The organism is Streptomyces sp. A01 (assembly GCF_059026195.1).
Map to the genome: position 1 here is coordinate 24,901 of NZ_JBWLKN010000011.1, position 15,213 is coordinate 40,113.

The following is a 15,213-nucleotide window of genomic DNA, read 5'->3' on the forward strand; positions in this document are numbered from 1 at the left end:
GCGAGGCCACCCCGGCCGCTGCCGTTCCCGGCCCCGCCGCCGTTCCCGCCGACCGGTATCGGCGGCCGCGGACGCGGAGCCGCAGTACGGGGCGCCGCCCCCCGCGGGCGCTCAGGCCAGGAGCTCTTCCAGGCTCTGCTCCATGCGCGCCACCCGGCGGCCCAGCTCCCGCACATCGCTCACGTTGCTGCGCGTCAGCTGGTTCTCGATCGCGGACAGCCGCTCCACCAAGTCCTTGAACCGCTCCTGGTCACGCAGCAGCAGACGCTGCAACTGCCGGTTCTTGCGGTGCAGATCGAGGAAGACATTGACCTTGGCGCGCAGCACCCACGGGTCGAACGGCTTGGTCAGGTAGTCCGCGGCCCCCGTCGCGTAACCCCGGAAGGCATAACCGGAGTCGGGGTCGGTGCCGGTCAGGAAGATGATAGGTACGTCCTTGGTCTGGTCGAGCCGTTTGATGTTGGCCGCGGTCTCGAAGCCGTCCATGCCCGGCATCAGCACGTCGAGCAGCACGACGGCGAACTCCTGACGGAGCAGCGCCTTCATGGCCTCCTCGCCCGATCTGGCGCGCACCAGCGGCTCACCCAGCGAGCTGAGCACGGCCTCCAGCGCTATCAGGTTGTCCTCCATGTCGTCCACGAGGAGGATGCTGGCCTTCTGGGTGGTCGTGGTCGTCGTCGCGGTGGTGGTTGACATCATGAGGGCCTCGTTGTGCTGTCAGGAGCAGCCTCGGGCGCTAGCAGGCCGAGAATCACGGTGAGCAGCAGGTCGATATCGACGGGCTTGGGGACGTACTCGGAGGCCCCGCAAGCGATCGACTTCTCCCGGTCGCCCGGCATCGCCTTCGCTGTCAGCGCGATGACGGGGCGGTTGGCGTGGCGGGGGTCCCGCCGGATGCGCCGGATCGTCTCGTAGCCGTCGAGTTCGGGCATCATCACGTCCATCAGGACGAGATCGACGTCCGGGTTCTTGGTGAGTGCCTCGATGCCTTCGAGGCCGTTCTCCGCGTACAGCACGGTCATGCCCACCCTTCCCAGGACATGGGTGAGGGCGAAGACGTTGCGGATGTCGTCGTCGACGACGAGCACCCGGCGGCCCGGCAGCACCTCGGCGGCGCGTCCGGTGCGCCAGCGGGCGAGCTGGTCGGGCTCCTGAGTGATGGCCGACTTCTCGACCACGTGGTGTTCGGTGAGCTCCGCGCTGGTTTCGCGTTCGGGATCGGCCTCGCCGGGCTCGCCGGGCCGGGACCGCGGCACGTACAGGGTGAAGGTGCTGCCGCGGCCTGGTTCGCTCTCGGCGCTGATCCGGCCGCCGAGCAGTCCCGCGATCTCCCGGCTGATGGACAGGCCGAGTCCGGTGCCGCCGTACTTGCGGTTCGTCGTGCCGTCGGCCTGCTGGAACGCCTCGAAGACCACGGCGAGCTTGTCCGGGGGGATGCCGATGCCGGTGTCGGTGACGGCGAAGGCCACGAGGTCCCCGTGCTCGGGAGGGCCGGTGCGGACGCGGTTGACGCGGAGTTCGACGCGGCCCGCGTTGGTGAACTTCACCGCGTTGGACAGCAGGTTGCGCAGCACCTGCTGAATGCGCTGTTCGTCGGAGTAGATCGAACGCGGCACGTTCTCGCCGACGGCGATGTCGAAGGCCAGGCCCCGGTCGATGGCGATCGGGCGGAAGGTGTCGTGGACGTAGTCGAGCAGCTTGACCAGTGGCAGCTTCTTGGGGCGGACGTCCATCCGGCCCGCCTCGATCTTGGACAGGTCGAGAATGTCGTTGATCAGCTGGAGCAGGTCGGAGCCCGAACGGTGAATGGTCGCCGCGAACTGCACCTCTTCCTCACTCAGGTGCTGGTCGGCGTTGTCGGCGAGCAGCCGGGCGAGGATCAGCAGCGAGTTGAGCGGCGTACGCAACTCGTGCGACATGTTCGCCAGGAACTCCGACTTGTACTGCGAGGCCGCCGACAGCAGCGCCGCCTTCACCTCCAGCTCGTCGTTCGAGCGGCGCAGCTCGGCCTGCTGCCGCTGAAGCTCGTCCGAGCGCTCCTGGAGCTGCTGGGCGAGCCGCTGGGACTCGCTCAGCAAGGATTCCGTCCGGGAGTTGGCGATGATGGTGTTCATCGCGACGCCGATGGTGGTGCCGAACTGGTCGAAGAACGTGAGGTGCACATCGGAGAAGCGGTAGAAGGAGGCGAGTTCGACGACGCCGAGCAGCTGGTCCTCGAACATGATCGGGATGATCACGATGCTGGCGGGAGCCGCCTCGCCGAGCCCGGAGTTGATGGTGATGTATCCCGGCGGGGCCTCCTCGATGAGGATGCGCTTCTTCTCCAGCGCCGCCTGCCGTACGAGTCCGTGGCCGGGCATGCCCGGGGTGTCCACGGTCGCGCCCGCCGCCGCTCCGTAGCCCGCGATGAACGCCAGGCCGCGCGTCGCCGACGACAGGGCGCGGTCGCCCGACCTGCCACCGCTGGCGTCGGCGCCCGTCTCGGCGAGGAAGAACGCGCCGTACTGGGCGTTCACCAACGGGGTCAGCTCGCGCAGGATCAGGTCGGCGACCTCCATCAGGTCGCGATGGCCCTGCATGAGGGAGGCGAGACGGGCGAGGTTGGACTCCAGCCAGTCCTTGGCCCGGGTGGTCTCGCGCAGGTTGGACACCATCAGGTTGATGTTGTCCTTCAGCTCGGCGACCTCGCCCCGGGTCTCGACGGTGATGGCCCTGGTCAGGTCTCCGGCGGCGACGGCCGAGGTGACCTCGGCGATGGCCCGCACCTGGGTGGTCAGGTTCGAGGCGAGCTCGTTGACGTTGGTCGTCAGGCTCTTCCACGTACCGAAGACGCCCTCGACCCGGGCCTGGCCGCCCAGCTGCCCCTCGCTGCCCACCTCGCGGGCGACGCGGGTCACCTCGGAGGCGAACGAGGACAGCGTGTCCACCATGGTGTTGATGGTGGTCTTCAGCTCCAGGATCTCGCCGCGCGCCGTCACGTCGATCTTCTTGGACAGGTCGCCCTGCGCCACCGCGGTCGCGACCTGCGCGATGTTCCGGACCTGACTGGTGAGGTTGTCGGCCATGAAGTTGACGTTCTCCGTGAGGTCTTTCCAGACTCCGGAGGCGCCTCTGACCTGGGCTCGGCCGCCCAGCTGGCCCTCGGTGCCCACCTCGCGGGCCACCCGCGTCACCTCGTCGGCGAAGCCCGACAGCTGAGCGACCATCGTGTTGACGGTCATCTTCAGTTCCAGCAGTTCGCCGGTCGCCTCGACCGTCACCTGCCGGGTCAGGTCGCCGCGCGCCACCGCCGTCGTCACCAGGGCGATGTCCCGCACCTGGGCGGTGAGCCTGGCGGCCATGGTGTTGACCGCCTCCGTCGTGTCGCGCCAGTTGCCCTGGAGGCCCTGCACCTTGGCGCGCCCGCCGAGCCGCCCCTCGGTGCCGACCTCGCGGGCCACCCGGGTGACCTCGCCGGTGAACAGGGAGAGCTGGTCGACCGTGCGGTTCACGGCACGGCCCAGACGCCGCAGGTCGCCCCGTAACTGCCGGGTGCCGTCGTGGAGATCGACCCGCTGCGACAGATCCCCGCTCGCCACCGCGTCCAGCACCCGGGTGGCGTTGGTCGCCGGAATGGCCAGTGCGTCAAGGAGCGAATTGGCCGCGTGCACGTTCGTCGCCCATGACCCCTGACCAGGGCTGGAGGTCAGGCGCTCGTCGAGCCGCCCGTGCCGTACGACCTCACGGCGCACGCGGGTGAGCTCCTCGCTGAAGTGCTGGCTGCGCGCCGCGAGCCGGTTCAGGGCGGCGTTCAGCTCAGCCGTCAGTCCCTCGGGCGGCTCGGCGGGATCGGCGATCCGCACGTTGAACTCACCGTCACCCAGTGCGGCGAGCGCTGCGAGCAGCGGCCGCAGCTCGGAGACCCGCACCCAATCGCCTTCCGATGGGGGAATCGCCCCCGGTGGGGGGATCGAGGCGAGGTTGGGCGCGGTTGTGGCCGTACGTGTCGTATCCATGCTCATGGCGGCCCACTTACGTCACTCGGTGCATATGGGCGCGGTCAGTCTGTCACGCTGTCGGGGTCGGAATCGGCGCTATGCCGGAACTGATCAGGAGCCGCAGGGTCCGGGCGGTATTTTCCGTCCGGCAGAGCGGTGAGGGAAATGCGCCCGGCGCTGACGATCAGCGCGGACGCGAGCACGGGAAGGAACCCCCGTGGGAGCAAGCAGGAACGTAAGAGTCAACTCGGGCATGGAGGTGAGCCCGGGTGCGCAACCGGACGTGGGCGTGGACATGGGGTCTGGCGCGATGGTGGCCGCGAGCCGTGGCATGGGTGTAGTAGCTCGGACGGGCGCGCGCAGGGGGCTGAGCGCCGGCAGCGCGCCCCCGCGCCCCGGTGCGCGGGCAGGAGGCGCCGAGCACGACTGCCGCACCAGCCTCCCGGGGAACCTGATGGCCGCCTCCGCCGGGCGCCAGTTCGTCCGCGCCGCCCTCGCCGACTGGACGGCGCTCGGCCTGCCGGGCACCGAGCTGATGACCGAGCAGCCGGCCGACGACGCCGTGCTGTTGGTGAGCGAGCTCGTCACCAACGCCGTCGTGCACGCGGGTACCGGCGTGGAACTGCGCTGCGAGCTGGAACCCGCCGGTTCCGACATGGCGAACCCGGCGCTCTACGTCGAGGTGACCGACCATCACCCGACCCGCGTGCTGAGGGGGCAGCCTGTCACCACGGGCACCCAGTCAGCCTCCGAGCACAGGCCGGACGGCGGAGGCGACGGAGGCCCGAGAGGAAGCGCGGGCCATCTCGACGGGGCCGGCACCACGGGAACGTCACAGGACGTCAGCCTCGGAGGCGAGCGCGGCGGCAGCGGCCTGCGGCTGGTCGCCACCATCGCCGAGTCATGGGGAACGATTTACCGAAGAACCAGCAAGTCCGTATGGTTCCGGCTGCCCCTCGGCGCGCTCTCCCACGCTTCCGAGAACGCCCCAGCCGAGCCGTCGGACGACGCGTTGCCCCACCCATCAGGCCAGGGCCGCGGCACCCCGCGCGAAGCAACCGAATGCGAGGTGACCGAAGCAGGCGTCACCGAAGCAGGCGTCACCAGAGCAGACGTCACTGAGGCTGCGGGCACCGACGAAGACGCGGGCAAGCTCGCCCTCCAGCGCGACCTGCGCGTCACGGAGATCCTGGCGCCCGCCCCGCTCCGCGTGGCCCTCCGCCGCTGCGCGCCCGACTGGGTCAGCCACGGCGCGCTGTCCTTCCTCGCAGAGGCGTCCGACCTGCTGGCCGGGCAGTTCGACGAGGACAAGGTCGCCTCCCTCACCGGGCAGCTGCTCGTCCCCAGGCTCGCCGACTGGTGCGCGGTGTGGCTGGAGACCGGGGACGCGCGCCCACGGCTGGCCCGGGTCTGGCACGCGAGCGAGACCCGCATGGCGGAGCTGCGCAGCCTGGTCGAGAAGCACCCGCCCCGGATGCCCGCCGCCGTGCAGGGCCGCGCCATCGCGTGGCCGTGGCCCAGCGCCCCGTCCGCGTACGGCCCCGGCGGCGCGGCGCTCGCCTGCCGCCTGGTCGCGGGCGGCCGCGAGGTGGGCACCCTGCTGCTCGGCCGCAGCGGGCTAACCCGCATCCCGGACGAGGTCGTCGGCCTCATCGAGGACTTCGCGCGCCGGGTCGCCCTCGCGCTCGCCTCCGCCCGCCAGTACACCCGGCAGGCGACGATCAGCGAGGTGCTCCAGCGCGGACTGCTGCCGAGCGCGCTCGCCGAGATCCCCGGGATGCGGACGGCCGTCGTCTACGAACCGACCGGCGGCACCTGCGCGGGTGGCGACTTCTACGACGTCTTCCCCGCCGGGGACGGCCGCTGGTGCTTCGCGCTCGGCGATGTGTGCGGCAACGGCCCCGAGGCGGCCGTCGTGACCGGCCTGGCCCGCCCGGTGCTGCGGCTCCTCGCCCGGGAGGGGTACGGCGTCGCCGAGGTCCTCGACCGGCTCAACCGCACCCTCGCCGAGAAGGCCGTGGAGGCGGCGGCGGCGGCCGTCGCGGGCGAGGGCCCTGGCGAGTCCCGCTTCCTGTCCCTGCTGTACGGGGAGCTGGTCCCGTACGGGAACGAGCCGCGCGGACCGGGTGCGAGCGCCCCGGCGGACACCCCGGCGGACACTTCATCGGACACCTCCGGCGCGGGCGCCCCGGCGGACGCGTCCGGGGCGGACGACGAGGCGGCGACGGGCGGCGCCGTGCGCTGCACCCTGGCGAGCGCCGGGCATCCGCTGCCCCTGCTGCTGCGGCCCGACGGCGAGGTGGTGGTCCGCGCGGTCCCGCAGCTGCTGCTGGGAGTCATGGACGAGGTGCGGTACGAGAGCGAGAGCTTCGACCTGCTGCCGGGCGACTCCCTGGTGTGTGTCACGGACGGCGTCACGGAGCGCAAGTCCGGGACCATGCAGTTCGACGACGACGGCGGTCTGGCGAGGGCGCTCGCCGCGTGCGGAGGGCTGAGCGCCGAGGACATCGCCCAGCGGGTACGCCGCGCCGTCCACGCCTTCGCCGCCTCACCGCCCAACGACGACCTGGCCATGCTGGTGCTCCAGGCCCGCTAGAGCGCTGCCGCGCTGGGCCGCCGCTCGCTGCCCGGCGCCCCGTCACGCCCGGCGTGCGGCCCGGCGCCCTCCCGCCCGTGCGCCCCCAGCCCTGGGGCCCTCCCCAGCTCAGCCCTGGGCGCGCCGGTTCGTGGCCAGGAGCTCCGGCCGCGATGGCGGAGAATGGGACGTATGCCTTCCGTACTGCCCGATGGTGAGCCCATGCCCGATGACGGGGCGCTGCCCGGTCACGCCCTGGAGGGCGCGGGGACCCGGCCCCTCGGGTTCTACCTGCACGTTCCGTACTGCGCGACCCGCTGCGGATACTGCGACTTCAACACCTACACCACCAGCGAGCTGCGCGGCTCCGGCGGTGCGCTCGCCTCCCGGGACAACTACGCCGACATGGTCGTGGAGGAGATACGCCTGGCCCGCAAGGTGCTCGGGGACGACCCACGCCAGGTCGAGACGGTCTTCGTCGGCGGCGGCACCCCGACCCTGCTCGCCGCGCGCGACCTGGGGCGGATGCTCGCCGCCATCCGCGACGAGTTCGGCCTGGCGCCCGGCGCGGAGATCACCACCGAGGCGAACCCGGAGTCCGTCGACCAGCGCTACCTCGCCGAACTGCGCGAAGGCGGCTTCAACCGGGTCTCGCTCGGCATGCAGAGCGCCCGGCAGCACGTTCTGAAGGTGCTCGACCGCACCCACACCCCGGGCCGCCCAGAGCGCTGCGTCGCCCAGGCGCGTGCCGCGGGCTTCGAGCACGTCAACCTCGACCTGATCTACGGAACGCCGGGGGAGAGCGACGCGGACTGGCGGGCCAGCCTGGACGCGGCCCTGGGCGCCGAGCCGAACCACGTGTCGGCGTACGCGCTGATCGTTGAGGAGGGGACCCAGCTCGCCCGGCGCATCCGGCGCGGCGAGGTCCCGATGACCGACGACGACGTGCACGCGGACCGGTACCTGATCACCGAGGAGACGCTGTCAGGCGCGGGTTTCCGCTGGTACGAGGTCTCGAACTGGGCGACGACCGAAGCGAGCCGCTGCCGCCACAACGAGCTGTACTGGCGGGGCGCGGACTGGTGGGGCGCGGGGCCCGGCGCGCACAGCCACGTGGGCGGCGTGCGGTGGTGGAACGTGAAGCACCCCGGCGCGTACGCGCAGGCGCTCACCGAGGGCCGTTCCCCCGGCGCGGGCCGCGAGATCCTGGCCCCCGAGGACCGGCGCGTCGAACGCATCCTGCTTGAGCTGCGACTGTCCGACGGCTGCCCGCTCGACCTCCTCGCCCCGGCGGGCCTGGCAGCCTCGCGCCGCGCCCTGACGGACGGCCTGCTGGAGCCCGCCCCGTACGAGGCGGGCCGCGCCGTGCTGACGCTGCGCGGACGGCTGCTGGCGGACGCGGTGGTCAGGGATCTGGTGGACTGATCACTCGCGGGAGTGAATGCCCACGTTCGCGCTGACCCCGCGCCTACGCTGTTCCTGGGCTGCCACTAAAGAACGCGGCGGATGTGGAGGGCCACGGAGATGACCGCTGTGGATGATCACCGGATGACTGAGCTCTTCGAGAACCTGGAGGTTCCCGAGGGCGTCAAGGTGGAGCTCCTCAGGGGAGAAATCGTGATGGTGGCCGGACCGGATCTGGTCCATAACCTGATCGTGCAGGCCGTGCAGGACGAGATCCCGCGCGATCGCTGGCACCGGCTGCAGACGCAGGACATCGCGATCCCGGGTGAGGTCAGCGAGCCGCAGCCGGATCTCGTGGGTCATGGAACAGGGGGCGTTCGACGGCCCCGGTCGCCTGGTTCCGGCGCCTGCGGTCACCCTGGTCCTGGAAGTGGTCTCGAAGGCCAGCGCCCACCGGGACTACAGGCTCAAGCGCTCGGTCTACGCGGCGGGAGGCGTGCCCGCGTGTCTGATCGCCGACCCGTTCACCGCGGCATGCGTCCTGCTCACCGAGCCCGTCGGTGCAGGAGAAGAGGCCGACTACCAGGTCGAGCGCACGGTCAAGTTCGGTGATCCGGTGCCGGTCGACGTGCTGGGCATCTCGCTCGACACCAGTGGATTCCGGACCCTCGGCTGAGACGACGAAGCCGCGAGTCCCCGGCTGCCGTGCCCGGTCGGCCGGTCGGCCGGTCAACTGATCAGCCGGTCAGCCGGGTTGCGTGACAAAGTCGATCAGTTCCTCCACCCGGCCCAGCAGTGCCGGTTCCAGGTCCCGGTAAGAGCGCACCGAGCCCAGGACGCGCTGCCAGGCGGCGCCCGTGTTCTGCGGCCAGCCCAGGGAGCGGCACACGCCCGTCTTCCAGTCCTGGCCGCGCGGGACGGACGGCCAGGCCGGGATGCCGACCGAGGAGGGCTTCACCGCCTCCCAGACGTCGATGTAGGGGTGGCCGACGACGAGGGTGTCGGGATTGGTGACCTCCGCCGCGATCCGGGATTCCTTCGAGCCGGGAACCAGATGGTCGACCAGGACGCCGAGGCGGGCGTCAGGGCCGGGCGAGAAGGAGCGGACGATGGCGGGAAGGTCGTCGATGCCCTCCAGGTACTCCACGACGACCCCCTCGATGCGCAGGTCGTCGCCCCATACGCGTTCCACCAGTTCCGCGTCGTGGCGGCCCTCGACGTAGATGCGCCCGGCGCGGGCGACCCTCGCGCGCGCCCCCGGCACGGCGAGTGAGCCGGAGGCCGTACGGGCCGGTGCCGCCTGCCGGGGCTGCGTGCTCGGTCGTACGAGGGTGACGGGGCGGCCCTCCAGCAGGAAGCCGCCCGGCAGCAGGGGGAAGACCCGGTGCTTGCCGAAGCGGTCCTCCAGCGTGACGGTCGGGCCTTCGGCGGTCTTCTCGCAGCGGATCACCGCGCCGCAGAAGCCCGAGGTGACCTCTTCCACCACCAGGTCCGCCTCGGCCGCGACCTCGGGGGCGGGCTTCGACTTCTTCCACGGCGGGGTCAGATCGGGCCCGTAGTGTCTGCTGCGCATGGGCCAGACGATAGCTTCCGGGCAGTCGCCGCGGGCCCGCGGCCACGTCGTTCACCATGAGCTCCCCGCGCCGGCGGCCCCGCGGGGAAGGCCCGGCGAGCCCCCACGCGCACCGCCCGGACGCATGCGCTCCCGCGTACGCACTCACGCCGTACACATCCGCGCCGTACGCGCTCACACCGTCCCGAAGCGCTCGGCGAGTGCGTCGCGCTGCGCACGAACGAAGGCCGCGTCAACGACCGCCCCGTGCCCCGGCACATAGACCGCGTCCTCCCCGCCCAGCGCGAGCAGCCGGTCCAGCGCGGCCGGCCACTGGCTGGGGACGGCGTCCGGGCCCGCCTGCGGCGCGCCGGACTCCTCCACCAGGTCGCCGCAGAAGACCACCTCGGGCGGTCCTTGGACCAGTACGGCGAGGTCGTGCCCGGTGTGCCCGGGGCCGACGTTGGCCAGCAGGACCTGACGGCCACCGAGGTCGAGGGTGAGTTCGCCGCAGACCGAGTGCTGGGGGCAGACGAGAAGGTCGGTGGCCTCAGCCGCCGCGTCCGGCTCGACACCCTCCCGTACCGCCTCCTCGCGCAGCGCGTCCCGCTCCCGTGGCAGCAGCGCCGCGAGTCCGGCCGCCCCGTAGACCTGGACACCGGCGAAGGCGGCGGTGCCGAGGACATGGTCGAAGTGCGGGTGGGTCAGGGCCACGTGCGTGGTGCGGCGGCCGAAGAGGGCGTGGACCTGGCGCCGGATCTCGGCGCCCTCACGGAGCGTGGCCCCGGTGTCCACGACGAGCACGCCCTCGGGGCCGGCGATGGCCCCGGCCGTCGCGTCCCAGCCCGGCAGCCGTCGCCGGGCGACACCGGGCGCGAGCTGTTCCCAACCGTGCCGGTCGTCACCGTGCCGGTCGTCGGCTTCCGCACTGCTCTCCATACGGAGACGCTAGCTCGGGCTCCGGCCCCCCGCCCGGTCGGGCGGCAGGGCCGATTCCCGGCCGCTCGCGCCGTACAGACCGGGGCCGCCCTTGCCCCGATGGCGGCAGCCCGCCGTACACTGGCCCAGGGGATTTGGCACTCGGGACGGGTGAGTGCCAGGAAAAGTCCCCTGATACACGGTTTGGACTGGGAGGTGTGCGCGATGCTCAGCGAACGCAGACTTGAAGTGCTGCGCGCCATCGTCCAGGACTATGTCGGCACGGAGGAGCCCGTGGGCTCCAAGGCGCTCACCGAGCGGCACCACCTGGGCGTCTCCCCGGCTACCGTGCGTAACGACATGGCGGCGCTGGAGGATGAAGGATTCATCGCCCAGCCGCACACGAGCGCGGGCCGTATCCCCACGGACAAGGGCTACCGGCTCTTTGTGGACAAGCTCGCCGGTGTGAAGCCGCTGTCGTCGCCCGAGCGTCGCGCGATCCAGAACTTCCTGGACGGCGCGGTCGACCTGGACGACGTGGTGGGGCGCACGGTGCGGCTGCTGGCGCAGCTGACCCGGCAGGTCGCCGTCGTGCAGTATCCGTCGCTGACCCGCTCCACGGTGCGTCATGTCGAGCTGCTCTCGCTCGCCCCGGCACGCGTCATGCTCGTGTTGATCACCGATACCGGTCGCGTGGAACAGCGGATGGTGGACTGCCCGGCGCCGTTCGGTGAGACCTCGCTCGCCGACCTGCGGGCGCGGCTGAACAGCCGGGTCGTGGGGCGGCGGTTCTCTGACGTGCCGCAGCTGGTGCAGGACCTGCCGGAGTCGTTCGAGCAGGAGGACCGTGGCGCGGTCTCGACGGTGCTCGCCACCTTGCTGGAAACACTGGTCGAGGAGACGGAGGAGCGGCTGATGATCGGCGGCACCTCCAACCTGACCCGGTTCGGACACGACTTCCCCGTCATGATTCGTCCGGTGCTTGAGGCGCTGGAGGAGCAGGTCGTGCTGCTCAAGCTGCTAGGCGAGGCGAAGGATTCGGGCATGACCGTACGAATCGGTCATGAGAATGCTCACGAGGGCCTGAACTCCACATCCGTCGTCGCTGTCGGCTACGGTTCGGGCGACGAGGCAGTCGCAAAACTCGGCGTGGTCGGACCGACCCGCATGGACTACCCCGGAACGATGGGAGCGGTACGCGCAGTGGCACGTTACGTCGGACAGATCCTGGCGGAGTCGTAAGTGGCGACGGACTACTACGCCGTCCTGGGCGTGCGGCGCGATGCCTCGCAGGACGAGATCAAGAAGGCGTTCCGCAGGCTCGCACGCGAGCTGCACCCGGACGTCAACCCGGACCCGAAGACCCAAGAGCGGTTCAAGGAGATCAACGCCGCCTACGAGGTCTTGTCGGACCCGCAGAAGAAGCAGGTCTACGACCTCGGTGGCGACCCGCTGTCCAACGCGGGCGGTGGCGGCCAGGGCGGCTTCGGCGCCGGCTTCGGCAACTTCTCCGACATCATGGACGCCTTCTTCGGCACCGCGTCGCAGCGTGGACCGCGCTCGCGTACGCGGCGCGGCCAGGACGCCATGATCCGGCTCGACATCGAGCTGGACGAGGCGGCGTTCGGCACCACGAAGGAGATCCAGGTCGACACGGCCATCGTGTGCACGACCTGCACCGGCGAAGGCGCCGCGCCAGGCACCTCGGCGCAGACCTGTGACATGTGCCGTGGACGGGGAGAGGTCTCGCAGGTCACGCGGTCCTTCCTCGGCCAGGTGATGACGTCGCGGCCCTGCCCCCAGTGCCAGGGCTTCGGCACCGTGGTCCCCACCCCGTGCCCGGAGTGCGCGGGCGACGGGCGCGTACGGTCCCGCCGTACGCTCACCGTCAAGATCCCCGCAGGTGTGGACAACGGCACCCGCATCCAGCTCGCAGGCGAGGGCGAGGTCGGGCCCGGCGGCGGCCCGGCCGGCGACCTCTACGTGGAGATCCACGAGGCGCCGCACGCGGTCTTCCAGCGCCGGGGCGACGACCTGCACTGCACGGTCACCATTCCGATGACGGCGGCGTCGCTCGGCACGAAGGTGCCGCTGGAGACGCTCGACGGCGTGGAGGAGATCGACATCCGCCCGGGCACGCAGTCCGGCCAGTCGGTCCCGCTGCACCAGCGCGGCGTCACCCACCTGCGCGGCGGCGGCCGGGGCCAGCTGATCGTGCACGTCGAGGTACTGACGCCGAGCAAGCTCGACCCGGAGCAGGAAGAGCTGATGCGACGGCTCGCCAAGCTCCGCGGCGAGGAGCGGCCCACCGGCGAGTTCAAGCCGGGGCAGCAGGGGCTGTTCTCGCGGCTGAAGGATGCGTTCAACGGTCGCTGAGGCGTGGTGGTCTGCTGTTGGTCGCTGAGCTGTGGCTTGTGGGGCTCTGGTGTGTTCCGGCCGGGGGTTCGGGGGGTGTCCCCCGGGGGTTGGGGTAAGCCGGGGCAGCAGGGGTTGTTCTCGCGGCTGAAGGATGCGTTCAACGGTCGCTGAGGTATGGCCTGCGGCCGGGTTCAGCGGCTGCTGAAGTCATGCGCGTACCAGACGGTGCGGCGCCCTGTGCGCCGCACCGTTCGCGTGCGGGCGCATGGGTGCGGTGTGCCCGGCCGGGCACGGGCGAAAGGCCGCTGGGCGCGGTCGGCGGGCACCCGGCGACTGGGCGTACTGGGGGGTTACCTGTTGGCGCGACGGCCGTGACACGATGTCGCCATGTCCTCCGCGCTGACCGATCTCTACCGGTATCCGATCGTGCAGGCCCCCATGGCGGGTGGCGCCTCGCGTCCGCAGCTCGCCGCCGCCGTCAGTGCGGCCGGGGGGCTCGGCTTCCTCGCCGCCGGCTACAAGACGCCGGAGGCCATGTACGAAGAGATCAAGCATCTTCGCGGGCAGAGTGACCTGCCGTTCGGCGTCAACCTGTTCATGCCGCAGCCCGCCACGGTCGACTGGTCCGCCATCGCCGTCTACCGCGAGCAGCTCGCGGGCGAGGCCGCGTGGTACGAGACTCCGCTGGGCGACCCGGACGTCGGCTCCGACGACGCCTACGACGCGAAGCTCGCGATTCTGCTGGACGATCCGGTGCCGGTGGTCTCCTTCGCCCTCGGCTGTCCGTCCCGCGCGGTCTGTGACGCGCTCGCCAAGGTCGGTACGCGGACCATCGTGACGGTGACCTCGGCCGACGAGGCGCGCGCCGCACAGGCGGCGGGCGCCGACGCCGTGTGCGCGCAGGGCATCGAGGCGGGCGGCCACCAGAGCACGCACCGGGACGACCCGCACGCGGATGGTCCGGGCGCCGGGCTGGGACTGCTCTCCCTCATCGAGCAGGTGCGGCAGGCGGTGGCGCTGCCGGTGGTCGCCGCCGGTGGGCTGATGACCGGTGCGCAGATCGCCGCCGTGCTGGCGGCGGGCGCGAGCGCGGCCCAGCTCGGCACCGCGTTCCTCGTGTGCCCCGAGTCGGGCGCGAACGCCCTGCACAAGCGGGCCATGACCGACACGGTCTTCACCCGCACCGAGCTGACCAGGGCCTTTTCCGGGCGCCCGGCGCGCGGCCTGGTCAACAGGTTCATGCGCGAGCACGGCCCGTACGCTCCGGCCGCCTATCCCCAGCTGCACCACATCACCTCAGGGCTGCGGAAGGCGGCGGCAAAGGTCGGCGACCCGCAGGGCATGGCGCTGTGGGCGGGGCAAGGCCACCGGCTGGCCCGGGAGATGCCCGCCGGACAGCTGGTCGACGTGCTGGTCGCCGAACTCTCCACCGCGCGTGACGCGCTGGCCGCCGGTACGTGGCCGTCCCCGACCCACCAGCGTCAGGTCGGCGGAGGCGGCGCGTGACCGCCCCCGTCTTCGTCACCGACTCGCTGGCCGGTGCGGCCGTGGGCGGGACCGTCACACTGGGCGGGGCTGAGGGACGGCACGCCGTCTCCGTGCGGAGGCTGCGGGTCGGCGAGGACGTCGTACTGACCGATGGCGCGGGCAGCGGCGCGTACGGCACGGTGGCCGCCGTCGAGGGCAAGGATCAGCTGACGGTCGAGGTGGCCGGGTTGCGCGCCGAGGCCGAGCCGGTGCCCCGGATCACCGTCGTCCAGGCGCTGCCCAAGGGGGACCGCGGCGAACTGGCCGTGGAGACCATGACCGAGACCGGCGTGGACGTCGTCGTGCCGTGGTCCGCGGCGCGTTGTGTCACCCAGTGGCGGGGCGAGCGGGGTCTGAAGTCACTGGGCAAGTGGCGGGCGACGGCCCGCGAGGCGGGAAAGCAGTCCCGCAGGCTGCGCTTCCCCGAGGTCGCGGACGCGATGACCACCCGGCAGGTCGCCGGGCTGCTGGCGGGAGCCGCCTTCGCGGGCGTCCTGCACGAGGAGGGAAGCGAACCGCTGGCCGTCGCCGACCTGCCGGCGTCGGGCGAGATCGTGCTGGTCGTCGGTCCCGAAGGGGGCGTATCCCCCGAGGAGTTGGCGGCGTTCGCCGAGGCGGGCGCCAAGCCGTACCGGCTGGGCCCGACCGTCCTGCGCACCTCAACGGCGGGCACCGCGGCCACCGCACTGCTGCTGGGACGCACCGGCCGCTGGAACTGACCGACTGACCAGCTGGCCGGACGGCTGACCAACCGACCGGCCAAGTGACGTACCGACCAACTGGCCAGTCCGAGGGGCCATCCGTGGGGCAGCGGGCGAACAGGCGAGTGGCCGACACCGCACTTCCGGCCCCTGGCCGCCCATGGCACTCTGCTGTCCATGGGGGCTTCGAGTCGAATGCGA

At 71.6% G+C, this 15,213-nt stretch carries 10 protein-coding genes and 1 pseudogene; 7 read left to right on the top strand and 4 right to left on the bottom strand.

Going from position 1 to position 15,213, the window contains the following annotated elements:
• Positions 1 to 111 precede the first annotated feature (111 nt).
• Together AC5P1B_RS16700 and AC5P1B_RS16705 are read right to left on the bottom strand one after the other, a co-directional pair.
• Positions 112 to 696 (bottom strand): response regulator, encoded by a 585-nt coding sequence (locus tag AC5P1B_RS16700; protein WP_493888208.1) that lies wholly within the window; start codon positions 694 to 696, stop codon positions 112 to 114.
• Positions 696 to 3,908, bottom strand: coding sequence for an ATP-binding protein (locus AC5P1B_RS16705; RefSeq protein ID WP_493887968.1), 3,213 nt, complete (start codon positions 3,906 to 3,908; stop codon positions 696 to 698). Before AC5P1B_RS16705 ends, AC5P1B_RS16700 begins: the two co-directional genes overlap by 1 nt.
• Before the next feature lie 523 nt (positions 3,909 to 4,431).
• On the opposite strand from AC5P1B_RS16705, the gene AC5P1B_RS16710 reads away from it, so the two are divergent.
• The 3 genes and pseudogenes from AC5P1B_RS16710 to AC5P1B_RS16720 all read left to right on the top strand — a co-directional run bounded on the left by AC5P1B_RS16710 (position 4,432) and on the right by AC5P1B_RS16720 (position 8,632).
• Positions 4,432 to 6,573 (top strand): SpoIIE family protein phosphatase, encoded by a 2,142-nt coding sequence (locus AC5P1B_RS16710; protein ID WP_493887969.1) that lies wholly within the window; start codon positions 4,432 to 4,434, stop codon positions 6,571 to 6,573.
• A gap of 171 nt (positions 6,574 to 6,744) precedes the next feature.
• Positions 6,745 to 7,977, top strand: a complete 1,233-nt coding sequence (hemW, locus tag AC5P1B_RS16715) for a radical SAM family heme chaperone HemW (RefSeq protein WP_493887970.1) — start codon at positions 6,745 to 6,747, stop codon at positions 7,975 to 7,977.
• 99 nt (positions 7,978 to 8,076) lie between these two features.
• Positions 8,077 to 8,632, top strand: a pseudogene (locus AC5P1B_RS16720) (Uma2 family endonuclease).
• 69 nt (positions 8,633 to 8,701) lie between these two features.
• Here AC5P1B_RS16720 and AC5P1B_RS16725 read toward each other — a convergent pair.
• A complete protein-coding gene (locus AC5P1B_RS16725) occupies positions 8,702 to 9,529 on the bottom strand; it encodes a DUF3097 domain-containing protein (RefSeq protein WP_493887971.1) in 828 nt (275 codons plus the stop codon).
• 174 nt (positions 9,530 to 9,703) lie between these two features.
• Complete coding sequence (locus AC5P1B_RS16730) at positions 9,704 to 10,447, bottom strand: MBL fold metallo-hydrolase (protein ID WP_493887972.1); 744 nt, start codon at positions 10,445 to 10,447, stop codon at positions 9,704 to 9,706.
• Positions 10,448 to 10,651: 204 nt separating this feature from the next.
• Between AC5P1B_RS16730 and hrcA the strand changes: the two genes are divergently transcribed.
• The 4 genes from hrcA to AC5P1B_RS16750 all read left to right on the top strand — a co-directional run bounded on the left by hrcA (position 10,652) and on the right by AC5P1B_RS16750 (position 15,030).
• On the top strand, positions 10,652 to 11,668 hold the full coding sequence (gene hrcA, locus AC5P1B_RS16735; protein ID WP_493887973.1) for a heat-inducible transcriptional repressor HrcA: 1,017 nt from the start codon (positions 10,652 to 10,654) through the stop codon (positions 11,666 to 11,668).
• Positions 11,669 to 12,802 (top strand): molecular chaperone DnaJ, encoded by a 1,134-nt coding sequence (dnaJ, locus tag AC5P1B_RS16740; RefSeq protein WP_493887974.1) that lies wholly within the window; start codon positions 11,669 to 11,671, stop codon positions 12,800 to 12,802. It begins immediately after the preceding gene.
• Between the two features lie 369 nt (positions 12,803 to 13,171).
• The gene (locus tag AC5P1B_RS16745; RefSeq protein ID WP_493887975.1) at positions 13,172 to 14,290 is read left to right on the top strand and encodes a nitronate monooxygenase; all 1,119 of its coding nucleotides are present in this window, start codon (positions 13,172 to 13,174) and stop codon (positions 14,288 to 14,290) included.
• The gene (locus AC5P1B_RS16750) at positions 14,287 to 15,030 is read left to right on the top strand and encodes a 16S rRNA (uracil(1498)-N(3))-methyltransferase (protein WP_493887976.1); all 744 of its coding nucleotides are present in this window, start codon (positions 14,287 to 14,289) and stop codon (positions 15,028 to 15,030) included. The genes AC5P1B_RS16745 and AC5P1B_RS16750 overlap by 4 nt, the downstream gene beginning before the upstream one ends.
• Positions 15,031 to 15,213: the final 183 nt, after the last annotated feature.